This is a genomic window from Bacteroides sp. RTP21281st1_H5_RTP21281_210402, assembly GCF_040918965.1.
Lineage (GTDB): Bacteria > Bacteroidota > Bacteroidia > Bacteroidales > Bacteroidaceae > Bacteroides > Bacteroides congonensis.
Genome location: NZ_JBCOWR010000021.1, coordinates 38,691 through 61,458, shown reverse-complemented (window position 1 = coordinate 61,458; position 22,768 = coordinate 38,691). Strand labels below are relative to the sequence as shown.

General features: G+C 39.4%; 38 protein-coding genes. 37 read left to right on the top strand and 1 reads right to left on the bottom strand.

Annotated elements, in window-relative coordinates:
* Window positions 1-112 precede the first annotated feature (112 nt).
* The 36 genes from AB5443_RS21985 (at window position 113) to AB5443_RS21810 (ending at window position 19,853) form a co-directional block, all read left to right on the top strand.
* Window positions 113-421: a DUF3467 domain-containing protein gene (locus AB5443_RS21985; RefSeq protein ID WP_022136606.1), complete on the top strand. Its 309-nt coding sequence runs from the start codon at window positions 113-115 to the stop codon at window positions 419-421.
* 136 nt (window positions 422-557) lie between these two features.
* Window positions 558-968, top strand: a complete 411-nt coding sequence (gene rpsL / locus AB5443_RS21980; protein WP_002558078.1) for a 30S ribosomal protein S12 — start codon at window positions 558-560, stop codon at window positions 966-968.
* 143 nt (window positions 969-1,111) lie between these two features.
* On the top strand, window positions 1,112-1,588 hold the full coding sequence (rpsG, locus tag AB5443_RS21975; protein ID WP_005675420.1) for a 30S ribosomal protein S7: 477 nt from the start codon (window positions 1,112-1,114) through the stop codon (window positions 1,586-1,588).
* Between the two features lie 49 nt (window positions 1,589-1,637).
* Complete coding sequence (fusA, locus tag AB5443_RS21970) at window positions 1,638-3,755, top strand: elongation factor G (RefSeq protein WP_073347350.1); 2,118 nt, start codon at window positions 1,638-1,640, stop codon at window positions 3,753-3,755.
* An 80-nt stretch (window positions 3,756-3,835) separates the two neighbouring features.
* Complete coding sequence (gene rpsJ, locus AB5443_RS21965) at window positions 3,836-4,141, top strand: 30S ribosomal protein S10 (protein ID WP_002558075.1); 306 nt, start codon at window positions 3,836-3,838, stop codon at window positions 4,139-4,141.
* 18 nt (window positions 4,142-4,159) lie between these two features.
* Window positions 4,160-4,777: a 50S ribosomal protein L3 gene (gene rplC, locus AB5443_RS21960; protein WP_044655660.1), complete on the top strand. Its 618-nt coding sequence runs from the start codon at window positions 4,160-4,162 to the stop codon at window positions 4,775-4,777.
* A complete protein-coding gene (gene rplD / locus AB5443_RS21955; protein ID WP_277135267.1) occupies window positions 4,777-5,403 on the top strand; it encodes a 50S ribosomal protein L4 in 627 nt (208 codons plus the stop codon). The genes rplC and rplD overlap by 1 nt, the downstream gene beginning before the upstream one ends.
* A 16-nt stretch (window positions 5,404-5,419) precedes the next feature.
* Window positions 5,420-5,710, top strand: coding sequence for a 50S ribosomal protein L23 (gene rplW, locus AB5443_RS21950; RefSeq protein ID WP_007747932.1), 291 nt, complete (start codon window positions 5,420-5,422; stop codon window positions 5,708-5,710).
* A gap of 5 nt (window positions 5,711-5,715) precedes the next feature.
* Complete coding sequence (gene rplB, locus AB5443_RS21945; protein ID WP_073347352.1) at window positions 5,716-6,540, top strand: 50S ribosomal protein L2; 825 nt, start codon at window positions 5,716-5,718, stop codon at window positions 6,538-6,540.
* 20 nt (window positions 6,541-6,560) lie between these two features.
* Window positions 6,561-6,830, top strand: a complete 270-nt coding sequence (gene rpsS / locus AB5443_RS21940) for a 30S ribosomal protein S19 (protein WP_008762037.1) — start codon at window positions 6,561-6,563, stop codon at window positions 6,828-6,830.
* 36 nt (window positions 6,831-6,866) lie between these two features.
* Window positions 6,867-7,277: a 50S ribosomal protein L22 gene (gene rplV / locus AB5443_RS21935; RefSeq protein ID WP_004296344.1), complete on the top strand. Its 411-nt coding sequence runs from the start codon at window positions 6,867-6,869 to the stop codon at window positions 7,275-7,277.
* Window positions 7,278-7,282: 5 nt separating this feature from the next.
* Window positions 7,283-8,014 (top strand): 30S ribosomal protein S3, encoded by a 732-nt coding sequence (gene rpsC / locus AB5443_RS21930; RefSeq protein WP_005675430.1) that lies wholly within the window; start codon window positions 7,283-7,285, stop codon window positions 8,012-8,014.
* 23 nt (window positions 8,015-8,037) lie between these two features.
* Window positions 8,038-8,472 carry a 50S ribosomal protein L16 gene (rplP, locus tag AB5443_RS21925; protein WP_007212073.1) on the top strand — a complete coding sequence of 145 codons (435 nt, stop codon included), beginning with the start codon at window positions 8,038-8,040 and terminating at the stop codon, window positions 8,470-8,472.
* 5 nt (window positions 8,473-8,477) lie between these two features.
* On the top strand, window positions 8,478-8,675 hold the full coding sequence (rpmC, locus tag AB5443_RS21920; protein WP_005675431.1) for a 50S ribosomal protein L29: 198 nt from the start codon (window positions 8,478-8,480) through the stop codon (window positions 8,673-8,675).
* A complete protein-coding gene (gene rpsQ / locus AB5443_RS21915) occupies window positions 8,672-8,941 on the top strand; it encodes a 30S ribosomal protein S17 (protein WP_097677816.1) in 270 nt (89 codons plus the stop codon). The genes rpmC and rpsQ overlap by 4 nt, the downstream gene beginning before the upstream one ends.
* Before the next feature lie 2 nt (window positions 8,942-8,943).
* Window positions 8,944-9,309, top strand: a complete 366-nt coding sequence (gene rplN, locus AB5443_RS21910) for a 50S ribosomal protein L14 (protein WP_024988104.1) — start codon at window positions 8,944-8,946, stop codon at window positions 9,307-9,309.
* 20 nt (window positions 9,310-9,329) lie between these two features.
* Window positions 9,330-9,659, top strand: a complete 330-nt coding sequence (gene rplX / locus AB5443_RS21905; RefSeq protein WP_007747948.1) for a 50S ribosomal protein L24 — start codon at window positions 9,330-9,332, stop codon at window positions 9,657-9,659.
* Window positions 9,659-10,216: a 50S ribosomal protein L5 gene (gene rplE, locus AB5443_RS21900; protein ID WP_004310886.1), complete on the top strand. Its 558-nt coding sequence runs from the start codon at window positions 9,659-9,661 to the stop codon at window positions 10,214-10,216. The genes rplX and rplE overlap by 1 nt, the downstream gene beginning before the upstream one ends.
* A 5-nt stretch (window positions 10,217-10,221) precedes the next feature.
* The gene (gene rpsN / locus AB5443_RS21895) at window positions 10,222-10,521 is read left to right on the top strand and encodes a 30S ribosomal protein S14 (protein WP_044656440.1); all 300 of its coding nucleotides are present in this window, start codon (window positions 10,222-10,224) and stop codon (window positions 10,519-10,521) included.
* A 51-nt stretch (window positions 10,522-10,572) separates the two neighbouring features.
* The gene (gene rpsH, locus AB5443_RS21890; protein WP_004296336.1) at window positions 10,573-10,968 is read left to right on the top strand and encodes a 30S ribosomal protein S8; all 396 of its coding nucleotides are present in this window, start codon (window positions 10,573-10,575) and stop codon (window positions 10,966-10,968) included.
* A gap of 15 nt (window positions 10,969-10,983) precedes the next feature.
* Window positions 10,984-11,553 carry a 50S ribosomal protein L6 gene (gene rplF / locus AB5443_RS21885; RefSeq protein WP_044655425.1) on the top strand — a complete coding sequence of 190 codons (570 nt, stop codon included), beginning with the start codon at window positions 10,984-10,986 and terminating at the stop codon, window positions 11,551-11,553.
* Between the two features lie 21 nt (window positions 11,554-11,574).
* On the top strand, window positions 11,575-11,919 hold the full coding sequence (rplR, locus tag AB5443_RS21880) for a 50S ribosomal protein L18 (protein WP_044655424.1): 345 nt from the start codon (window positions 11,575-11,577) through the stop codon (window positions 11,917-11,919).
* Between the two features lie 5 nt (window positions 11,920-11,924).
* The gene (rpsE, locus tag AB5443_RS21875) at window positions 11,925-12,443 is read left to right on the top strand and encodes a 30S ribosomal protein S5 (protein ID WP_004296333.1); all 519 of its coding nucleotides are present in this window, start codon (window positions 11,925-11,927) and stop codon (window positions 12,441-12,443) included.
* Between the two features lie 9 nt (window positions 12,444-12,452).
* Window positions 12,453-12,629, top strand: coding sequence for a 50S ribosomal protein L30 (gene rpmD, locus AB5443_RS21870; protein ID WP_002558056.1), 177 nt, complete (start codon window positions 12,453-12,455; stop codon window positions 12,627-12,629).
* A 32-nt stretch (window positions 12,630-12,661) separates the two neighbouring features.
* Window positions 12,662-13,108, top strand: a complete 447-nt coding sequence (gene rplO / locus AB5443_RS21865; RefSeq protein ID WP_044655423.1) for a 50S ribosomal protein L15 — start codon at window positions 12,662-12,664, stop codon at window positions 13,106-13,108.
* A gap of 4 nt (window positions 13,109-13,112) precedes the next feature.
* Window positions 13,113-14,453: a preprotein translocase subunit SecY gene (secY, locus tag AB5443_RS21860; protein WP_004296330.1), complete on the top strand. Its 1,341-nt coding sequence runs from the start codon at window positions 13,113-13,115 to the stop codon at window positions 14,451-14,453.
* A 15-nt stretch (window positions 14,454-14,468) separates the two neighbouring features.
* Window positions 14,469-15,266, top strand: coding sequence for a type I methionyl aminopeptidase (map, locus tag AB5443_RS21855; protein ID WP_044655422.1), 798 nt, complete (start codon window positions 14,469-14,471; stop codon window positions 15,264-15,266).
* A 1-nt stretch (window position 15,267) separates the two neighbouring features.
* Window positions 15,268-15,486 carry a translation initiation factor IF-1 gene (gene infA, locus AB5443_RS21850; protein ID WP_002558052.1) on the top strand — a complete coding sequence of 73 codons (219 nt, stop codon included), beginning with the start codon at window positions 15,268-15,270 and terminating at the stop codon, window positions 15,484-15,486.
* A gap of 8 nt (window positions 15,487-15,494) precedes the next feature.
* Entirely contained in the window at window positions 15,495-15,611 is a 117-nt protein-coding gene (gene ykgO, locus AB5443_RS21845) for a type B 50S ribosomal protein L36 (RefSeq protein ID WP_002558051.1), read from the top strand.
* A 33-nt stretch (window positions 15,612-15,644) separates the two neighbouring features.
* Window positions 15,645-16,025: a 30S ribosomal protein S13 gene (gene rpsM / locus AB5443_RS21840; protein ID WP_004296328.1), complete on the top strand. Its 381-nt coding sequence runs from the start codon at window positions 15,645-15,647 to the stop codon at window positions 16,023-16,025.
* Between the two features lie 11 nt (window positions 16,026-16,036).
* Complete coding sequence (gene rpsK, locus AB5443_RS21835; RefSeq protein ID WP_004296327.1) at window positions 16,037-16,426, top strand: 30S ribosomal protein S11; 390 nt, start codon at window positions 16,037-16,039, stop codon at window positions 16,424-16,426.
* 116 nt (window positions 16,427-16,542) lie between these two features.
* A complete protein-coding gene (rpsD, locus tag AB5443_RS21830) occupies window positions 16,543-17,148 on the top strand; it encodes a 30S ribosomal protein S4 (RefSeq protein ID WP_167959808.1) in 606 nt (201 codons plus the stop codon).
* Between the two features lie 11 nt (window positions 17,149-17,159).
* Entirely contained in the window at window positions 17,160-18,152 is a 993-nt protein-coding gene (locus AB5443_RS21825) for a DNA-directed RNA polymerase subunit alpha (protein WP_004296325.1), read from the top strand.
* A 3-nt stretch (window positions 18,153-18,155) separates the two neighbouring features.
* Window positions 18,156-18,659 carry a 50S ribosomal protein L17 gene (rplQ, locus tag AB5443_RS21820; protein ID WP_044655934.1) on the top strand — a complete coding sequence of 168 codons (504 nt, stop codon included), beginning with the start codon at window positions 18,156-18,158 and terminating at the stop codon, window positions 18,657-18,659.
* 149 nt (window positions 18,660-18,808) lie between these two features.
* Window positions 18,809-19,204 (top strand): hypothetical protein, encoded by a 396-nt coding sequence (locus AB5443_RS21815; protein ID WP_022138339.1) that lies wholly within the window; start codon window positions 18,809-18,811, stop codon window positions 19,202-19,204.
* Window positions 19,205-19,310: 106 nt separating this feature from the next.
* A complete protein-coding gene (locus tag AB5443_RS21810; protein WP_022138338.1) occupies window positions 19,311-19,853 on the top strand; it encodes a hypothetical protein in 543 nt (180 codons plus the stop codon).
* 45 nt (window positions 19,854-19,898) lie between these two features.
* Here AB5443_RS21810 and AB5443_RS21805 read toward each other — a convergent pair whose 3' ends face one another.
* A complete protein-coding gene (locus AB5443_RS21805) occupies window positions 19,899-21,713 on the bottom strand; it encodes a MutS family DNA mismatch repair protein (protein WP_277135271.1) in 1,815 nt (604 codons plus the stop codon).
* A 297-nt stretch (window positions 21,714-22,010) separates the two neighbouring features.
* Here AB5443_RS21805 and AB5443_RS21800 point away from each other — a divergent pair, with 297 nt between their 5' ends.
* Window positions 22,011-22,646 carry a DUF6563 family protein gene (locus tag AB5443_RS21800; RefSeq protein ID WP_195661640.1) on the top strand — a complete coding sequence of 212 codons (636 nt, stop codon included), beginning with the start codon at window positions 22,011-22,013 and terminating at the stop codon, window positions 22,644-22,646.
* The last annotated feature ends 122 nt before the right edge of the window (window positions 22,647-22,768 follow it).

Here is a 22,768-nt window from a genome sequence, read left to right as displayed (position 1 = left end):
GATTGCCGAATGAGGTAATTGCTCCTTTTTTGTTCCTTTTTATTTGGGTGTATGGCCTTTGTTTCAGGAAAATTGTGTTATTTTGCAGGATAACTATTAATCATATAATATAATGGAAGAGCAAAATAACAACGGACAATTACAGATTGAGTTAAAAGAAGAGGTAGCGCAAGGTACATATGCCAATCTTGCTATCATAACCCATTCAAGTTCAGAATTTATCCTGGATTTTATACGCGTGATGCCGGGTGTGCCTAAAGCTGGCGTACAATCGCGTGTCATCGTAGCTCCTGAACACGCAAAACGACTGTTGCGGGCATTGGAAGATAATATCGCTAAATATGAACGGGTATTTGGGCCGATACGTATTTCCGATGAATCTCCTATTTCTCCTCTGACAACTGTAAAAGGCGAAGCGTGAGACTGATATAAAAATATTAAAAAATAAAAAAAGGTTGTGGTGCATTGAATATTCAAATATTATTCGTATTTTTGCAGCCCAAAATGTATAGTTACGAAATTAATATAACAATAATATAAATCAAAAAACAATTAAAATGCCTACAATTCAGCAATTAGTAAGAAAAGGACGCGAAGTGCTGGTGGAGAAAAGTAAATCTCCAGCCTTGGACTCATGTCCTCAAAGACGCGGCGTTTGCGTGAGAGTATATACTACTACTCCGAAGAAGCCGAACTCTGCAATGCGTAAAGTAGCTCGTGTACGTTTGACTAACCAGAAAGAGGTTAACTCTTACATTCCGGGAGAGGGACACAACTTGCAGGAACACTCAATCGTTTTGGTACGTGGCGGTCGTGTAAAAGACCTTCCGGGTGTACGTTACCACATCGTTCGTGGTACACTTGATACAGCAGGTGTTGCTGGCCGTACTCAAAGACGTTCTAAATACGGAGCTAAGCGCCCAAAACCAGGACAAGCTGCCGCACCTGCTAAGGGTAAGAAGAAATAAGGATTAAGACCTAATTAAAATTAAAGTAATAACTTACGTTTTAGTTTGTTGGAAATGCTAAAGGTTGAGTAAATTCTCCGGAGGGAGAGTTGAAGAAGTCGAGAAGTAGACAACCAAGAACAAAAACATTATTTTTCAAACAAATGAGAAAAGCAAAACCCAAAAAACGCGTAATCCTTCCGGATCCCGTTTTTAATGACCAAAAGGTTTCAAAGTTCGTAAACCACTTGATGTATGATGGTAAGAAGAATACATCTTATGAAATCTTTTATGCCGCTCTGGAAACAGTGAAAGTGAAACTTCCTAACGAAGAAAAATCTGCTCTTGAAATCTGGAAAAAGGCTTTGGATAATGTGACTCCGCAAGTGGAAGTTAAGTCTCGCCGTGTAGGTGGTGCTACTTTCCAGGTTCCTACTGAAATCCGTCCGGATCGTAAGGAATCAATCTCAATGAAGAATTTGATCCTGTTTGCTCGTAAAAGAGGTGGTAAATCAATGGCTGACAAGTTGGCTGCTGAAATCATGGATGCCTTCAATGAACAAGGCGGTGCATACAAACGTAAAGAAGATATGCATAGAATGGCTGAAGCTAACCGTGCATTTGCTCATTTTAGATTCTAATACTATAAGATACAATCAATTAAAAACTTAAAGTAAAAGGAATTAAAAGATGGCTAAGCAAGATTTACATTTGACTCGTAATATTGGTATCATGGCTCACATCGATGCCGGAAAAACAACAACTTCTGAACGTATCCTGTTCTATACTGGATTGACTCACAAAATTGGTGAGGTGCATGATGGTGCTGCTACTATGGACTGGATGGAGCAGGAGCAAGAACGTGGTATTACTATTACGTCTGCTGCAACAACAACAAGGTGGAAATATGATGGTGATACTTACAAAATTAACTTGATTGATACTCCGGGACACGTTGACTTTACTGCTGAAGTAGAACGTTCGTTACGTATTTTGGATGGTGCTGTTGCTGCTTATTGTGCGGTAGGTGGCGTAGAACCACAGTCTGAAACAGTATGGCGTCAAGCTGATAAATATAACGTACCTCGTATTGCATACGTTAACAAAATGGACCGTTCTGGTGCAGACTTCTTCGAGGTTGTGCGCCAGATGAAGGACGTTTTGGGTGCTAATCCGTGCCCGATTGTTGTTCCTATCGGTGCAGAAGAATCTTTCAAAGGCTTGGTTGATTTGATCAAGATGAAAGCTATCTATTGGCATGACGAAACAATGGGTGCTGATTATACAGTGGAAGAAATACCTGCTGATCTTGTTGATGAAGCAAACGAATGGAGAGATAAAATGCTCGAAAAAGTAGCAGAATTTGATGATGCTTTAATGGAGAAATATTTCGATGACCCTTCTACTATTACTGAAGAAGAAGTGTTGAGAGCTCTTCGTAAGGCTACTGTTCAAATGGCTGTTGTTCCGATGCTCTGCGGTTCTTCATTCAAGAACAAGGGGGTTCAGACATTGCTAGACTATGTTTGTGCTTTCTTGCCTTCTCCATTGGATACGGAAAATGTAATCGGTACAAATCCTGATACTGGTGCTGAAGAAGATCGTAAGCCTAGTGATGATGAAAAGACTTCTGCATTGGCATTTAAGATTGCAACAGACCCGTATGTAGGTCGTTTGACATTCTTCCGTGTGTACTCAGGTAAGATTGAAGCTGGTTCTTATATCTATAATTCTCGCTCAGGCAAGAAGGAGCGTGTTTCCCGTTTATTCCAGATGCATTCAAATAAACAGAATCCGGTTGACGTAATCGGTGCTGGTGATATTGGTGCAGGTGTAGGTTTTAAAGATATCCATACTGGTGATACTTTGTGTGATGAAAGTGCACCGATTGTACTCGAATCAATGGACTTCCCAGAACCGGTTATCGGTATTGCTGTTGAGCCTAAGACTCAGAAAGATATGGATAAATTGTCTAATGGTTTGGCTAAACTGGCTGAAGAAGATCCGACATTTACAGTGAAAACTGACGAACAGACAGGTCAGACGGTTATCTCTGGTATGGGTGAGCTTCACTTGGATATCATTATCGACCGTTTGAAGCGTGAGTTTAAAGTGGAATGTAATCAAGGTAAGCCTCAGGTAAACTATAAGGAAGCTATCACAAAAACAGTTGATCTTCGTGAGGTTTATAAAAAACAATCTGGCGGTCGCGGTAAGTTTGCAGATATTATCGTTAAGATCGGTCCGGTTGATGAAGACTTTAAAGAAGGTGGATTGCAGTTTATCGATGAAGTGAAAGGTGGTAATATTCCTAAAGAATTTATTCCTTCAGTACAGAAAGGTTTCACTTCTGCGATGAAGAATGGTGTATTGGCAGGTTATCCATTGGATTCACTGAAGGTAACTTTGATTGATGGTTCATTCCACCCGGTTGACTCTGACCAGTTATCTTTTGAAATCTGCGCTATCCAGGCATATAAGAATGCATGTGCTAAAGCCGGTCCTGTATTGATGGAGCCTATCATGAAGCTGGAAGTTGTAACTCCGGAAGAAAACATGGGTGATGTTATCGGTGACTTGAACAAGCGTCGTGGTCAGGTTGAAGGTATGGAATCGAGCCGTTCAGGTGCTCGTATTGTAAAGGCAATGGTTCCGTTGGCTGAAATGTTCGGTTATGTGACTGCATTGCGTACTATCACTTCGGGTCGTGCGACTTCATCAATGGTTTACTCTCATCACGCTCAGGTTTCTACTTCTATTGCTAAAGCAGTATTGGATGAAGTAAAGGGACGTGCTGATTTACTCTAAAATATCTAAGGCAGCAGGCTAGCGAATGACTCTTAGCCTGCCGCTTTATCTTATTTATAACTATCTAAAATTAAAATATAATGAGTCAGAAAATTAGAATTAAATTGAAATCTTACGACCACAACTTGGTTGACAAATCAGCTGAGAAGATTGTAAGAACCGTAAAGGCTACGGGTGCTATTGTTAGTGGTCCAATTCCTCTTCCTACGCACAAGCGTATCTTTACAGTGAACCGCTCGACTTTCGTTAACAAGAAGTCTCGTGAACAGTTTGAACTCTCTTCTTATAAGAGATTGATCGACATCTATAGCTCAACAGCTAAGACAGTGGACGCTCTGATGAAGTTGGAGTTACCGAGTGGTGTGGAAGTAGAAATTAAAGTTTGATAATTAAAAATTAGTGAAATGCCAGGATTATTAGGAAAAAAAATCGGAATGACATCCGTTTTCAGTGCCGATGGTAAGAATGTACCATGCACTGTTATCGAAGCAGGTCCTTGTGTTGTTACTCAGGTTAAAACCGTAGAGAAAGATGGCTATGCAGCTGTTCAGTTGGGTTTCCAGGACAAAAAGGAAAAACATACAACTAAACCGTTGATGGGTCATTTCAAAAGAGCTGGAGTAACACCGAAGAGACACTTGGCCGAGTTCAAAGAATTTGAAACAGAATTGAATCTGGGTGATACAGTTACTGTAGAATTGTTCGATGGCGCTGACTTTGTTGACGTTGTTGGTACTTCTAAAGGTAAAGGTTTCCAGGGTGTAGTAAAAAGACATGGTTTTGGTGGTGTAGGTCAGGCTACTCATGGACAACACAACCGCGCTCGTAAACCGGGTTCTATCGGTGCTTGTTCTTACCCTGCAAAAGTATTCAAGGGAATGCGCATGGGTGGACAACTTGGCGGTGACAGAGTCACTGTACAAAACTTGCAGGTATTAAAAGTAATCGCGGAGCATAACCTTCTTTTGATCAAAGGTTCTATCCCGGGTTGCAAAGGTTCAATCGTATTAATTGAGAAATAATGGAAGTTAACGTATATAACATTAAAGGTGAAGACACTGGGAGAAAGGTTACGTTAAACGAATCTATCTTCGGAATTGAGCCCAACGACCACGCTATCTATCTGGACGTAAAACAATTTATGGCCAACCAGCGCCAGGGTACTCATAAGTCAAAAGAAAGAAGTGAAATCAGTGGTTCTACTCGTAAGATCGGTCGTCAGAAAGGTGGCGGTGGAGCACGTCGTGGTGATATGAATTCACCGGTTCTCGTTGGTGGTGCACGTGTTTTCGGCCCGAAACCAAGAGACTACTTCTTCAAGTTGAATAAAAAAGTTAAGACATTGGCTCGTAAGTCCGCTTTGTCTTATAAAGCTCAAAACAATGCAATCGTTGTTGTGGAAGATTTCAATTTCGAAGTTCCGAAGACAAAGGATTTCGTTGCAATGACAAAAAATCTTAAAGTTTCCGATAAAAAGCTACTTGTAATTTTACCGGAAGCAAATAAAAACGTATATTTGTCAGCTCGTAACATCGAGGGTGCTAATGTGCAGACTATTTCAGGATTAAATACTTACAGAGTATTGAATGCTGGAGTTGTTGTGCTTACTGAAAACTCTTTGAAGGCTATTGACAATATCTTAATTTAAAAAGGAGGCTTAAATAATGGGAATTATTATTAAACCGTTGGTAACAGAAAAAATGACTGCAATCACTGATAAGCTGAATCGTTTCGGCTTTGTTGTGCGTCCTGATGCTAACAAACTGGAAATTAAGAAGGAAGTTGAAGCTCTTTATAATGTTACTGTAGTTGATGTGAATACTGTAAAGTATGCTGGCAAAAATAAGAGCCGTTATACCAAGGCAGGTATCATCAATGGTCGTACGAATGCATTCAAAAAAGCAATCGTGACATTGAAAGAAGGAGATACTATTGATTTTTATAGCAATATTTAATAAAAATGGCAGTACGTAAATTTAAGCCCACAACACCGGGGCAAAGACATAAAATTATTGGTACTTTCGAGGAAATTACTGCATCAGTACCAGAAAAGTCTCTTGTATATGGTAAGAAATCATCTGGCGGTCGTAACAGCGAAGGTAAGATGACTATGCGCTACATGGGTGGCGGTCATAGAAAGGTGATTAGAATTGTTGATTTCAAGAGAAATAAGGACGGTGTTCCGGCAGTGGTTAAGACAATTGAATACGATCCGAATCGTTCGGCTCGTATCGCTTTGTTATTCTATGCTGATGGAGAAAAAAGATATATTATTGCTCCCAATGGATTGCAAGTTGGCACGACTCTGATGTCAGGTGAAACAGCAGCGCCAGAGATTGGTAATGCTCTTCCTCTTCAAAACATTCCGGTGGGTACTGTGATTCACAATATCGAATTACGTCCGGGACAGGGTGCTGCTCTGGTTCGTTCGGCTGGTAACTTTGCACAGTTGACTTCTCGTGAGGGTAAGTATTGTGTAATCAAGTTGCCTTCAGGTGAAGTAAGACAGATTCTTAGCACATGTAAAGCTACTATCGGTAGTGTAGGTAACTCTGATCATGGATTGGAAAGTTCAGGTAAAGCTGGACGCTCTCGTTGGCAAGGACGCCGTCCTCGTAACCGTGGTGTTGTTATGAACCCGGTTGATCACCCGATGGGTGGTGGTGAAGGACGTGCTTCAGGAGGTCATCCAAGATCACGTAAGGGATTGTACGCTAAGGGACTTAAGACTAGAGCTCCTAAGAAACAATCATCTAAGTACATTATTGAGAGAAGAAAAAAGTAATCTGATTAATTGAGTAAACTATGAGTCGTTCATTAAAAAAAGGTCCATATATTAACGTAAAGCTTGAAAAGAGAATTTTTGCCATGAATGAATCTGGCAAAAAAGTCGTAGTAAAGACTTGGGCCAGAGCTTCAATGATTTCGCCTGATTTTGTAGGCCATACAGTTGCAGTTCACAATGGAAATAAATTTATTCCTGTTTATGTTACCGAGAATATGGTAGGACACAAGTTGGGCGAATTTGCTCCAACTCGTACATTCAGAGGACACGCTGGTAACAAGAAAAGATAACAGGATTTATTTGAAATAATAAAGTAATAAATAATAATGGGAGCAAGAAAAAAAATATCGGCTGAAAAGAGAAAAGAAGCCCTTAAGACCATGTATTTTGCAAAATTGCAAAATGTTCCTACTTCTCCACGTAAGATGCGTCTGGTTGCAGACATGATCCGTGGTATGGAAGTGAACAGAGCACTTGGTGTTTTGAAATTTTCTTCAAAAGAAGCTGCTGCAAGAGTGGAAAAATTGCTTCGCTCTGCAATTGCTAACTGGGAACAGAAAAACGAACGTAAAGCAGAAAGTGGCGAGTTGTTCGTAACACAGATTTTTGTTGATGGTGGCGCTACACTCAAAAGAATGAGACCGGCACCGCAGGGTAGAGGTTATAGAATTCGCAAACGTTCAAATCACGTAACATTGTTCGTTGGTGCTAAAAGTAATAACGAAGATCAAAATTAAGGTAGATGGGACAAAAAGTTAATCCAATAAGCAACCGTTTAGGAATTATCAGAGGATGGGATTCTAACTGGTATGGTGGAAATGATTACGGTGATTCTTTGCTGGAAGATAGCAAAATCCGTAAATATCTTAATGCAAGACTTGCAAAGGCAAGTGTATCAAGAATCGTAATTGAACGTACGCTGAAGCTCGTTACTATTACTGTTTGTACTGCTCGCCCGGGTATTATTATCGGTAAAGGTGGCCAAGAAGTTGATAAGCTAAAGGAGGAGTTGAAGAAGGTTACCGACAAAGATATTCAAATCAATATCTTTGAAGTGAAAAGACCTGAACTGGATGCTGTGATTGTTGCTAACAACATCGCTCGCCAGGTAGAAGGTAAAATTGCCTATCGCCGTGCCATCAAGATGGCTATCGCAAACACAATGCGTATGGGTGCTGAAGGTATCAAAATTCAGATTTCAGGACGTTTGAATGGAGCTGAAATGGCTCGTTCTGAAATGTATAAAGAAGGAAGAACTCCGTTGCACACTTTCAGAGCTGATATCGACTACTGTCATGCAGAAGCATTGACTAAGGTAGGTTTGCTGGGTATCAAAGTTTGGATTTGTAGAGGTGAAGTATTTGGTAAGAGAGAATTAGCTCCGAACTTTACACAAAGCAAAGAAAGTGGTCGTGGAAACAATGGTGGAAACAACGGCGGAAAGAACTTCAAAAGAAAGAAAAATAATCGCTAAACGAATTTGAATTTTAGGAAACTATGTTACAACCGAAAAAGACAAAATTCAGAAGACAACAAAAAGGCCGTCAGAAAGGAATTGCTCAGAGAGGCAATCAGCTGGCCTTTGGTTCTTTTGGCATAAAGGCTTTGGAGACTAAGTGGATTACAGGCCGTCAGATCGAAGCTGCTCGTATTGCAGTAACAAGATATATGCAACGTCAAGGACAGATCTGGATCCGTATATTCCCGGATAAACCGATCACTAGAAAACCTGCCGATGTACGTATGGGTAAAGGTAAAGGTGCTCCGGAAGGATTTGTGGCTCCTGTGACTCCAGGTAGAATCATTATTGAAGCTGAAGGAGTATCTTACGAAATCGCGAAAGAAGCATTGCGCTTAGCTGCTCAAAAGCTTCCTATTACAACGAAGTTTGTCGTAAGACGTGATTATGATATTCAAAATCAAAATGCGTAAGTGTTATGAAAATTGCAGAAATTAAAGAAATGACTACTAGTGATTTAGTAGAAAGAGTAGAGGCAGAAACAGCTAATTATGACCAAATGGTTATCAATCATTCTATTTCTCCTTTGGAAAATCCTGCTCAAATCAAACAATTACGCAGGACTATTGCGCGTATGAAAACTGAGTTACGCCAAAGAGAACTTAACAATAAATGATCAGCTTGATGGAAGCAAGAAATTTAAGAAAAGAAAGAACAGGGGTTGTTGTGAGCAATAAGATGGATAAGACTATCACAATTGCAGCCAAATTTAAGGAAAAACACCCTATATATGGTAAGTTCGTTAGCAAAACGAAGAAGTACCATGCTCACGATGAAAAGAATGAATGCAATATCGGTGATACTGTAAGCATCATGGAAACTCGTCCTTTGAGCAAGACTAAAAGATGGAGATTAGTAGAAATAATTGAAAGAGCTAAGTAATTATGATACAAGTAGAATCCAGACTTACAGTATGTGATAACAGTGGAGCTAAAGAGGCTATGTGTATCCGCGTTTTGGGTGGTACACGTCGTCGTTACGCTTCAGTGGGGGATGTCATTGTTGTTTCAGTGAAGAGTGTTATCCCTTCTAGTGATGTTAAAAAAGGTGCAGTATCAAAGGCTTTGATTGTACGTACAAAGAAAGAAATCCGTCGTCCTGATGGTTCTTATATACGTTTTGATGATAATGCTTGCGTGTTGTTGAATAATGCAGGTGAAATTAGAGGAAGTCGTATTTTCGGTCCTGTAGCAAGAGAACTTCGTGCTACTAACATGAAAGTTGTGTCACTTGCGCCTGAGGTACTTTAATTTTGTAAAAGATTTAAGTAATGAGTAAATTACATATTAAAAAAGGCGATACAGTTTACGTAAATGCTGGTGAAGATAAGGGCAAAACTGGTCGTGTATTGAAGGTTCTTGTTAAAGAAGGACGTGCATTTGTAGAAGGTATCAACATGGTATCTAAAAGCACAAAACCGAATGCAAAGAATCCGCAAGGTGGTATTGTGAAGCAGGAAGCTTCTATCCACATTTCAAACTTGAACCCGGTTGATCCAAAAACTGGTAAAGCAACGCGTATTGGGAGAAAAGTAAGTTCTTTGGAAGGTAAAAGAACTGTAGTGCGTTATTCTAAAAAATCAGGAGAGGAGATTAAGTAATGAGTAATACTGCTAGTCTTAAGAAAGAATATGCAGAGCGTATAGCACCTGCATTGAAATCACAGTTCCAGTATTCTTCTACAATGCAGATACCCGTACTTAAGAAGATTGTTATCAATCAGGGTTTAGGTATGGCTGTTGCCGATAAGAAGATTATTGAAGTTGCAATCAATGAAATGACAGCTATTACAGGTCAGAAAGCTGTAGCTACCATTTCTCGTAAAGATATCGCAAACTTTAAGTTGCGTAAAAAAATGCCGATTGGCGTTATGGTAACTTTACGTCGTGAAAGAATGTACGAATTCCTTGAAAAATTGGTTCGTGTAGCTCTTCCTCGTATCCGTGACTTCAAAGGTATCGAAAGTAAGTTTGATGGTAAAGGTAACTATACCCTTGGTATTCAGGAACAAATTATTTTCCCTGAAATAAATATCGATAGTATTACAAGAATTCTCGGAATGAATATTACCTTTGTAACCTCTGCGGAAACAGATGAAGAAGGTTATGCATTGCTGAAGGAATTCGGTTTACCTTTTAAAAACGCTAAAAAAGACTAATAGATATGGCAAAGGAATCAATGAAAGCACGTGAAGTAAAACGTGCTAAATTAGTAGCCAAATTCGCCGAAAAAAGAGCTGCTTTGAAGCAAATCGTTAGAACAGGTGATCCTGCTGACGCTTTCGAAGCTGCACAGAAGTTGCAAGAGTTGCCGAAGAATTCTAATCCGATTCGTATGCACAACCGTTGCAAACTGACTGGTCGTCCTAAAGGTTATATTCGCCAATTCGGAATTTCAAGAATTCAATTCCGTGAAATGGCATCTAACGGACTGATCCCAGGCGTAAAGAAAGCAAGCTGGTAATTATTGTTTAAATATTGTCAGGGAAGTCCTGATTAATTTAATTTATTTTATATGACTGATCCAATAGCAGATTATTTGACGAGGTTGCGGAACGCGATTGGTGCTAAGCACAGAGTTGTTGAAGTTCCCGCTTCGAACTTGAAAAAAGAAATCACTAAGATTCTTTTTGAAAAAGGCTACATTCTTAACTATAAGTTTGTAGAAGATGGTCCTCAAGGAACTATTAAGGTTGCCTTGAAGTATGATTCTGTTAACAAAGTTAACGCAATCAAAAAATTAGAAAGAATATCTTCTCCGGGTATGCGTAAGTATACTGGTTATAAAGATATGCCGCGTGTTATTAATGGGCTGGGTATTGCTATAATATCTACTTCCAAAGGTGTAATGACTAACAAAGAGGCTGCAGAACTGAAGATCGGTGGTGAAGTCTTGTGTTATGTATATTAATTAGGAGGAATTAGAATGTCAAGAATAGGAAAATTACCCATTAGTATTCCTGCTGGAGTGACAGTCACTCTGAAGGATGATGTGGTTACCGTAAAGGGACCCAAAGGCGAATTGAGCCAATATGTGAATCCTGCTATCAATGTTGCCATTGAAGATGGACACGTGACTTTAACAGAAAACGATAAAGAAATGCTTGATAACCCGAAGCAGAAACATGCTTTCCACGGTTTGTATCGTTCATTGGTTCATAACATGGTTGTGGGCGTATCTGAAGGATATAAGAAAGAGTTGGAACTTGTCGGTGTAGGTTATCGTGCTTCTAACCAAGGTAACATCATTGAACTGGCTTTAGGTTATACACACAATATTTTCATTCAATTGCCTGCTGAGGTAAAGGTTGAAACTAAGTCTGAAAGAAATAAGAATCCTCTTATCATATTGGAATCGTGTGACAAACAGTTGCTTGGTCAAGTTTGCTCTAAAATACGTTCTTTCCGTAAGCCTGAACCATATAAGGGTAAAGGTATTAAGTTTGTTGGCGAAGTAATTCGTAGAAAGTCTGGTAAATCAGCCGGCGCTAAGTAAATCATATAAAATTAGATTATTATGACAACAAAAATAGAAAGACGAGTTAAGATCAAATATAGCGTACGCAATAAGATTTCAGGTACTACTGAACGTCCGCGTATGAGTGTATTTAGAAGTAACAAGCAAATTTATGTCCAGATTATCGATGATCTTTCTGGTAAGACACTGGCTGCTGCTTCTTCTTTAGGTGTGACTGAGAAGGTTGCTAAAAAAGAACAAGCTGCTAAAGTTGGTGAGATGATTGCTAAAAAGGCTCAGGAAGCAGGTATAACTACTGTTGTTTTCGACCGTAATGGTTACTTGTATCATGGGAGAGTAAAAGAAGTAGCTGATGCTGCTCGTAACGGTGGACTTAAATTTTAATCATTATGGCAGGAGTTAATAATAGAGTTAAGATTACTAACGATATAGAACTGAAAGATAGATTGGTTGCTATTAATCGTGTTACTAAAGTTACCAAAGGTGGTAGAACTTTTAGTTTCTCTGCAATCGTTGTTGTAGGTAACGAAGAAGGTATCATTGGTTGGGGACTTGGTAAAGCAGGTGAAGTAACAGCTGCTATCGCTAAAGGTGTTGAGTCAGCTAAAAAGAATCTGGTGAAGGTACCTATTTTGAAAGGTACTGTTCCTCATGAACAATCAGCTAGATTTGGTGGTGCTGAAGTATTCATCAAACCTGCATCTCACGGAACTGGTGTTGTAGCCGGTGGTGCTATGCGTGCTGTTTTGGAAAGTGTTGGTGTAACTGACGTTTTGGCAAAATCAAAGGGTTCTTCAAATCCGCATAACCTTGTTAAAGCTACAATCGAAGCTTTAAGCGAAATGCGTGATGCAAGAATGGTTGCTCAGAACAGAGGTATTAGTGTTGAAAAAGTATTTAGAGGATAAGGAGGAGATATGTCAACTATAAAGATTAAACAAGTTAAAAGTAGAATTGGTGCTCCGGCTGATCAGAAAAGAACTCTTGATGCACTGGGACTTCGTAAACTGAACCGCGTGGTTGAACACGAAAGCACTCCTTCAATTCTTGGAATGGTAGATAAGGTAAAACACTTGGTTACCATTGTTAAGTAATCATTTATTGAATAATAAAACGAAATTACAATATGAACTTAAGTAATTTAAAACCTGCAGAGGGATCTACTAAGACAAGAAAAAGAATTGGACGTGGAACTGGTTCTGGCTTAGGCGGTACTTCTACAAGAGGTCATAAGGGAGCTAAATCAAGATCTGGATACTCTAAGAAAATCGGTTTTGAAGGTGGTCAGATGCCTCTTCAACGTCGAGTTCCTAAATTTGGTTTTAAGAATATCAATCGTGTAGAATATAAAGCAATCAACTTGGATACTATCCAGAAACTTGCTGAAGCTAAGAGCTTGGCAAAAGTTGGTGTTAACGACTTTATCGAAGCAGGATTTATTTCTTCAAATCAGTTGGTAAAAGTATTGGGTAACGGAACTCTGACTAACAAGCTGGAAGTAGAAGCTCATGCATTCTCTAAGACTGCAACTGCTGCTATCGAAGCTGCTGGTGGAACTGTAGTAAAACTCTGATTCAATGAGAAAAGCTATTGAAACATTAAAGAATATATGGAAGATTGAGGATCTGAGACAGCGGATCCTCATCACCATATTGTTTGTGGCAATTTACCGTTTCGGATCATATGTCGTATTACCGGGTATCAATCCGGCTATGTTGGCAAAATTGCACGAACAAACAAGTGAAGGCCTTTTAGCCTTGTTAAATATGTTCTCTGGAGGAGCATTTTCTAATGCCTCTATTTTTGCATTAGGAATCATGCCTTATATCTCTGCATCTATCGTAATCCAGTTGTTGGGAATCGCTGTACCGTATTTCCAGAAGCTGCAACGCGAAGGTGAGAGCGGCAGAAGAAAAATGAATCAATATACTCGTTATCTGACGATCGCTATATTGTTAGTTCAGGCCCCTTCTTATTTGCTCAATCTTAAAATGCAGGCTGGCCCTTCCTTAAATGCTTCATTAGATTGGACTCTGTTTATGGTTACCTCTACCATTATTTTGGCAGCAGGTAGTATGTTTATTTTGTGGCTTGGTGAAAGAATTACTGATAAAGGTATTGGTAATGGTATTTCATTTATCATCTTAATCGGTATTATCGCCCGTTTCCCTGATGCTCTGTTGCAGGAGGTTGTATCAAGAGTAGCAAATAAGAGTGGTGGTCTGATTATGTTTATAATTGAAATCGTATTCTTATTGTTAGTGATTGGCGCTGCTATTCTTTTGGTGCAGGGTACAAGGAAGATTCCTGTACAGTATGCTAAGAGAATTGTAGGTAACAAGCAATATGGTGGTGCAAGACAGTACATTCCTTTGAAAGTGAATGCTGCTGGTGTAATGCCTATCATCTTTGCTCAGGCAATCATGTTTATACCTATTACATTTATCGGTTTTTCCAATGTAAATGATGCAGGCGGTTTCTTGCATGCGTTTACAGATCATACAAGTTTCTGGTATAATTTTGTCTTTGCGGTAATGATTATATTATTTACATATTTCTATACTGCAATTACAATTAATCCGACTCAGATGGCTGAGGATATGAAGAGAAACAATGGTTTTATTCCTGGCATTAAACCGGGAAAGAAAACAGCAGAGTATATTGATGATATTATGTCTCGTATTACTTTACCGGGTTCTTTCTTCCTGGCTTTGGTTGCCATTATGCCTGCATTTGCTGGTATATTCGGAGTACAAGCCGGTTTCGCTCAATTCTTCGGTGGTACGTCTTTGTTAATTCTTGTAGGTGTGGTTCTTGATACACTGCAACAGGTTGAAAGTCATTTGTTGATGAGACATTATGATGGTCTGTTGAAGTCAGGTCGTATTAAAGGACGCGCTGGTGTAGCGGCATATTAATTCTTTAGATTAGAAATGATATTTCTTAAAACAGAAGATGAAATAGAATTGCTCCGTCAGAGCAACCTGCTGGTCGGAAAGACTTTGGCAGAGGTTGCCAAACTGGTGAAGCCCGGTGTAACTACACGTGAGTTGGATAAAGTTGCTGAAGAATTCATTAGAGATCACGGAGCAACTCCAACTTTCAAAGGATTTCCGAATCAATACGGGGAACCGTTTCCCGCATCTCTCTGTACTTCTGTAAATGAACAGGTGGTGCATGGAATCCCAAACGATATTGTCCTGAAAGAAGGTGATATCGTATCTGTGGATTGTGGAACTTATATGAATGGTTTTTGTGGTGATTCTGCTTATACTTTTTGTGTAGGAGAGGTAGACGAAGAAGTTCGTAATTTGTTGAAGGTTACTAAAGAAGCGTTATATATTGGCATTCAGAATGCAGTGCAAGGCAAAAGAATCGGAGATGTCGGATATGCTATCCAGCAATATTGTGAGTCTCATTCTTATGGTGTAGTGCGTGAGTTTGTAGGTCATGGCATTGGTCATGAAATGCATGAAGATCCTCAAGTTCCCAATTACGGTAAGAGAGGATATGGACCTTTGATGAAAAAAGGCCTTTGCATAGCGATAGAGCCGATGATAACACTGGGTGACCGGCAAGTGATTATGGAACGTGACGGATGGACGGTGAGGACCAGAGACCGTAAGTGTGCTGCACACTTTGAACATACGGTAGCTGTAGGAGCTGGTGAAGCTGATATTTTGTCATCATTCAAATTCATAGAAGAAGTTTTAGGAGATAAAGCAATATAATATGGCAAAGCAATCTGCAATAGAACAAGATGGAGTTATAGTTGAAGCATTGTCGAATGCAATGTTTCGTGTTGAATTAGAAAACGGGCATGAGATTACCGCACATATTTCAGGCAAGATGAGGATGCATTACATCAAGATCCTGCCGGGAGATAAAGTGAGAGTCGAAATGTCTCCTTACGACTTATCGAAAGGAAGAATTGTATTTAGATATAAATAAAATAAGATATGAAAGTAAGAGCATCATTAAAGAAACGCACGCCAGAATGTAAGATCGTTAGACGTAATGGCCGTTTGTATGTTATTAACAAGAAAAATCCTAAGTATAAACAACGTCAAGGATAATTTGTTATTTTTGCAAAAAAAATAATTTAGTATATGGCTATAAGAATAGTTGGTGTAGATTTACCTCAGAACAAAAGAGGTGAAATTGCGTTGACCTATGTATATGGAATAGGTCGCAGTAGTTCAGCAAAAATTTTAGATAAAGCTGGTGTAGATAAAGATCTGAAGGTTAAGGACTGGACAGATGATCAAGCTGCTAAGATTCGTGAGATTATCGGTGCAGAGTATAAGGTAGAAGGTGATCTTCGTTCTGAAATCCAATTGAACATTAAGCGATTAATGGATATTGGTTGCTACCGTGGTGTACGTCACCGTATTGGTCTGCCTGTAAGAGGTCAGAGCACTAAGAACAATGCACGTACTCGTAAGGGTAGAAAGAAAACCGTTGCTAATAAGAAAAAAGCTACTAAATAATAATTGTTGATATGGCAAAAAAAACAGTTGCAGCTAAAAAGAGAAATGTGAAAGTAGACGCTAATGGACAGTTGCATGTTCATTCATCTTTCAACAATATTATTGTTTCTCTTGCAAACAGTGAAGGGCAGATCATCTCTTGGTCATCTGCTGGTAAAATGGGATTTAGAGGTTCTAAAAAGAATACTCCTTATGCAGCACAGATGGCTGCCCAGGATTGTGCAAAGATTGCATTCGATCTTGGCCTTAGAAAGGTAAAAGCATATGTGAAGGGTCCAGGTAACGGACGTGAGTCTGCTATTAGAACTATCCACGGTGCTGGCATCGAAGTTACTGAAATCATTGACGTAACTCCGCTTCCACATAATGGTTGTCGTCCTCCAAAAAGACGTAGAGTTTAATTTACCTTTAACTTACAATGATCTTGATTTTGTTTTTGGATTACATTAATTTCTCTCTGTAATCGCGGCTGCAACAAATTGAGTTCATGAATAAACAATTAAATATTTAAAAAGAAATGGCTAGATATACTGGACCAAAATCAAGAATCGCCCGTAAATTCGGAGAAGGAATCTTTGGAGCTGATAAAGTTTTATCAAAGAAGAACTACCCTCCCGGACAACACGGTAATTCTAGAAAAAGAAAAACTTCTGAATATGGTGTGCAACTTCGTGAAAAGCAGAAAGCTAAATACACCTATGGAGTTTTAGAGAAACAATTCCGCAATTTGTTTGAAAAAGCAGCTACTGCTAAAGGTATTACTGGTGAGGTACTCCTTCAATTGCTGGAAGGCCGTCTTGACAACGTAGTATTCCGTTTGGGTATTGCTCCTACGCGTGCTGCTGCTCGTCAGTTGGTTGGTCACAAGCACATTACTGTAGATGGTGAAGTGGTAAACATTCCTTCATATGCAGTAAAACCGGGTCAATTGATTGGTGTTCGTGAAAGATCTAAATCTTTGGAAGTTGTTGCTAACTCTCTCGCTGGTTTCAATCACAGCAAGTATGCATGGTTGGAATGGGACGAAGCTTCAAAGGTTGGTAAAATGTTGCACATACCTGAAAGAGCAGACATTCCTGAGAACATTAAAGAACATTTGATCGTTGAATTGTATTCTAAATAATAATTAATTTCATGGCGATATTAGCATTTCAAAAACCTGATAAAGTATTGATGTTGGAGGCGGACTCCAGATTCGGTAAATTCGAATTTCGTCCGTTGGAACCGGGTTTTGGTATTACCGTAGGTAATGCATTACGCCGTATCCTTCTTTCTTCATTAGAGGGTTTTGCTATCACTACCATCAGAATCGACGGTGTGGAGCATGAATTTTCTAGTGTACCTGGAGTAAAAGAGGATGTTACCAACATTATCTTGAATCTGAAACAAGTAAGATTCAAGCAAGTAGTTGAAGAGTTCGAGAGCGAAAAAGTGAGCATCACTGTCGAGAATTCCAGTGAATTTAAAGCAGGTGACATAGGTAAGTATTTGACTGGATTTGAAGTGTTAAATCCGGAATTAGTTATTTGTCATTTAGATTCTAAGTCAACTATGCAGATTGATATTACAATTAACAAAGGACGTGGTTATGTACCTGCCGATGAAAATCGCGAGTATTGCACGGATGTTAATGTAATTCCAATCGACTCTATTTATACACCGATACGTAATGTCAAGTATGCTGTAGAAAACTTCCGTGTAGAACAGAAGACTGACTACGAAAAGCTAGTACTTGAAATTAGTACCGACGGTTCTATACATCCGAAGGAAGCGCTGAAAGAAGCTGCAAAAATTCTGATTTATCACTTCATGTTGTTCTCTGACGAGAAGATCACGCTTGAAAGTAACGATACTGACGGCAATGAAGAGTTTGATGAAGAAGTATTGCACATGCGTCAGCTGTTGAAGACTAAGCTCGTTGATATGGACTTGTCAGTTCGTGCCCTCAACTGTTTGAAGGCTGCTGACGTAGAAACTCTTGGCGACTTGGTACAGTTCAACAAAACTGACCTGCTGAAATTCAGAAACTTCGGAAAGAAATCGCTTACCGAGCTTGATGATTTGCTGGAAAGTCTGAATCTGTCGTTTGGAACCGACATTTCTAAATATAAATTGGATAAAGAATAAAAAATGAGACATAATAAAAAATTCAATCATTTAGGTCGTACTGCTTCTCATAGAAGTGCTATGTTATCTAACATGGCTTGCTCTTTGATCAAGCACAAAAGAATCACTACGACTGTTGCAAAGGCAAAAGCTTTGAAGAAGTTTGTTGAGCCTTTGATTACTAAGTCTAAAGAAGACACTACGAACTCTCGTCGTGTTGTATTTAGCAACTTGCAAGATAAGATTGCAGTAACAGAACTGTTCAAAGAAATCTCTGTTAAGATTGCTGATCGTCCGGGTGGTTATACTCGTATCATCAAGACTGGTAACCGTTTGGGGGACAACGCTGAAATGTGCTTCATTGAGTTGGTTGACTACAATGAAAACATGGCTAAAGAAAAAGTTGCTAAGAAAGCCACTCGTACTCGTCGTTCTAAGAAGAGTGCCGAAGCTGCTCCTGCTGCTGTTGAAGCTCCTGCAACTGAAGCTCCGAAAGTTGAAGAACCAAAAGTAGAATCAGCAGAATAATTCAACAATTATTCTTATAGATATAAAAAAGGCTATTCCGAAAGGGATGGCCTTTTTTGTTACGAGCCTGTTTACTTATCCTAAGATAAATTAAAAGATACCCCGAATGAACTTTTCATAAGTGGAATCTGTTATATTTGCAGGAGAATATGGCAAAATTTATAAAGGTAATATTGTTTCTGTTGCTGACAGTTGCCCTTCACGGGATTGCAGGCAATGTTTTCACTGAAAAAACAGTGGAGCAGACAGAGAATGCTGTTACCTATTCAATGAAACAACATGGACAGATCAGTGCTCCTGAGTTTCCTTGTTCACCTGTGGCTGAACTGACAAATTTGCAGAGTCATCAAATATCCGTGGCGCGTATCCAACGTGTACAGCTTGGAGAATACTTCACTACATTGAGGAATTTGCGGCAATGCGGTGCTGAACGTGATAATTCACTTTCCCAACATTTAGGGCGGATTTATAACACAACAACTTCCTATTATTGCCAACCAGCGAGTGAATACTATGTATTTACTCTAAGGCATATTATTATTTAGCAGTTAATTTATTGGTATTATTTCTTTTATGATTACTGGTATAATCCGCATACTGGTAACCCTTACTATCTTTATATTTTTACTAATAAATTAAATTTTAAATATTATGGCAACTACTCAAGTTATTGATGCTACTATTTTTGCATCTTCACATCCTGATATCGCTAAACGTACCAGTGTTTCCGGAGTTATTATCTCTTCTGTCATGTTATTGGTGGGGATTTTAGCATTCGCTTCCACTTTTCAACTGGAAGACAAATCATCTACTGTCAGCATGGCTTTAATGGTTCTTGGAACCGGACTATTCCTGATGGGAATTTTCCGTTTTTTCTGGAAATCTAAGGAAGTCGTTTATTTACCTACCGGAAGCGTGGCTAAAGAGCAGAGCATCTTCTTTGATTTGAAGCATATGGACTCTTTGACAAATATAGTTAATTCGGGCTCATTCTCTACCGACTCGGCTATTAAGAGCGAGTCAAGCGGCAATATACGTATGGACGTGATACTTTCTGAAGACAAGAAGTTTGCAGCCGTACAGTTGTTCCAGTTTGTGCCTTACAATTATCAGCCGATAACGTCCGTGCAGTATTTTACGAATGACGGCGCTTCTGCTGTGGTAGCTTTTCTTTCAAAAAGCAAGCAGGGATAATGTGAACTAAAACTGAACTTTAATTTTCATACATAAGGATGGGGATTAGTCGTCAATAACGGCTATCCCCATTTTTTTCATTAAGAAGCAGGCATTCATATTTTGCGCAACTCCGTCTCTCATCCGATAAGAGAAAGTAAGCTCATTATTTGTGATATCTGCTTCAAAACAATAGTTCCGGATATTCTGTGGGAAAGAATCTATTAAAGTTCCCAATAGAAGGTCATGAGTTGCGATGATGCCATTCGCATTCATGTTCATAAACTGCTTGATGAGTGCAAAAGAACCTTTTTGTTTATCCATAGAGTTTGTACCCTTCAGAATTTCGTCCAGGATGATGAAGAGTTCTTCTCCGGCTTCCAACTTATCTATGATTAACTTTAGCCGTTTCAGCTCGGCAAAGAAATACGATTCGTTGTCGGTCAATGAATCACTGGTACGAAGGCTGGTGACAAGTCGGGCCGGATATATCTCCATTTGATCCGCCCAGACAGGAGCACCAATGCATGCTAAGAGATAATTTACACCTACGGTACGTAAATAAGTACTTTTACCTGCCATATTCGCTCCGGTGATAATAATAAAGAAAGGACGCTTGTCGATGTCTATTCCATTGCGCACACATTTGCTCCGATCCATTAAAGGATGACCGAGTCCTTTAGCCTGTAAATGAAAAGACTGGGAGCAAATCTTCGGATAAATATATTCAGGATGATTGTATGCGAATGTTGCCAGCGAGCAGTAAGCATCTATTTCCCCGATCGTTTCTATCCAGCGGGGAAGGTCTTTGGCATGCGTATCCTTCCATTGCTCAATTCGCATAACCTGACGTAGTTCCCAAAATATAAGTCCGTTGAGAATAGTGCTCATTAGCAAATTACTCCGTTGATCCAGTGCATTCATTAATTTGGAAAGCTGGCGGACAGCCTGCGAAGCTGTTTGATTCTGACTGGTAAGTTCCGCTTTTAATTGCTGCAATATAGGGCTGTGCATCTCTTTTTTCTCCGTAAGAAGAATCTGATCGGCATATGTGGAGAGGATTTGCAGCTTTTCACCATAAGTCGTTTGCAGTTTTGTAATTCCTTTGGAGAAGACAGAACTGAATATGACAAAACTAATAAATACCCCGCCGGCGGCGCTGGCAGGCAAAATACTTGAAAAGGCAAGACTTATACATACGAGATTGATGATACTTACCGTTATCGGGATAATACGTAATAACGTATGCTTTCGGTAATAACTTGGGCTGTCGGCCCATGTTTTAATTTCGGTAGTATCAGCGGGCTTTCCTTTATAAAGTAATCCAAGTAAACGGATTTGTTGCCGGTATTCCAGTTCTGTGGATAATTCGCGAATAGCTTCCTGGCGCTGTTCAATGGCTTCCTTATTTTCCAGATGACTATTGAACCAATCTGCAAGATGCTGTTTGCCGACAGGTGTTGATGTACGGTTAATATACTGGAAAAGAGAATGTTCCCCGAATACATCCAGATCGAAAGTATAGAGATGTCCCGAATCAATATATTCTTCACCGTCTTCAAAATCAGAGAAATTATATTGGATAGCCCTCAACTCCTGTTCGTTGATTACTATTTTCTTTTTCAGGAAATCTTTCCGGTGAAACCAAAAGTTGTGACGTTTTACCAACCATATAAATAGGATAAAAGGCAGGATGGCAAATACAGAGATATACAGCCACCTGTCAGCCCAGAAAGTGACTGCGCCGGCTATGGCACCGACGAATAAAACCAATCGTAATAGACTAATGTAATAAATACGTTTCCGGGCACTTTGCAGATCCAACTCTGCTTTTTGAATAATCTGTTGATATGTAGCGATAATCTGTTCCAGTTTTTCCATGACAAATTCAATACTTTTTCGCAAAGGTAATATAATTCACAACGCTCGTGATAGCAGCTTGTTTTAGTCGGGAGCAGATTTACTGTTTATTAACGGTAGGAGATTAAAATATGGATTCGACAATAATTATCCGAATATATCGCCTGATAATGCATATGGAGAAAGTGCATCAGGGAAGCAAATATTGGTTTCCAGTTCCTTTTTTTTCGATATTTCTGTACTCCCCCTTGCATTTATCCGCTAAAATTTATAACTTTCCACTCTAAAATGCGTTTAGCAAGGAAAGGAGGATGGCTTATGAAGAAAGGATGTATCTTATTGTTGCTGATGAGCGTGATTAGCCTTCCGTTAATTGCGCAAAACATAATTTATTCCAACTTGAAAGAGTTGCTTGCTCAAGATGGCGATACCGTTGCCGTACTGCGGGTAGAAAAGCGTTCCCGGAATCAGATTGTGCTGACCGGTGGTGCCGATTACCGGGTAACGGCAGGTGATGACGAGTCTATGGGACGGCGGTTGAAAAAGCGTTGTTTTGCTGTGCGCGATGAAAAAGGTGATTTATATTTGAATTGCCGTAAGTTGCGATATAAAAAACTGCGTTTCGGAGCTTGGTATGCTCCGGCTGTCCAGTTAGATAAAAAAATCTATTTCTGTGCCGTGCCTTTAGGCTCTGTTGTCGGTGGAAATTTTGTAGAAGACGATGATGTGAAGCTGGGTGGAAATATCGGTGACGCCCTTGCAGCTTCGAGCTTGATCACAAAACGTGTCTGCTATGAATTGAATGCCGAGACAGGAAAGATTGAATTCATGGACAAAGACAAGATGCTTGAATTATTAAAAGAATACCCCGAATTGAAACAAGCCTATTTGAAAGATGACAGCCCGGAGGCAAAGCATACATTTAAATATTTGCTGGAATTGCGGGATAAATAGAAATAATAACTTTCTGACAAGAAAAGTGAAGTTTTTCTTGTCTTTTATCTTCTTTTTTTCTATCTTGCGAAGAGTTATACAGCTGTATTACTTACAGTTTGTAATCCTTAATTCTGCTTTAG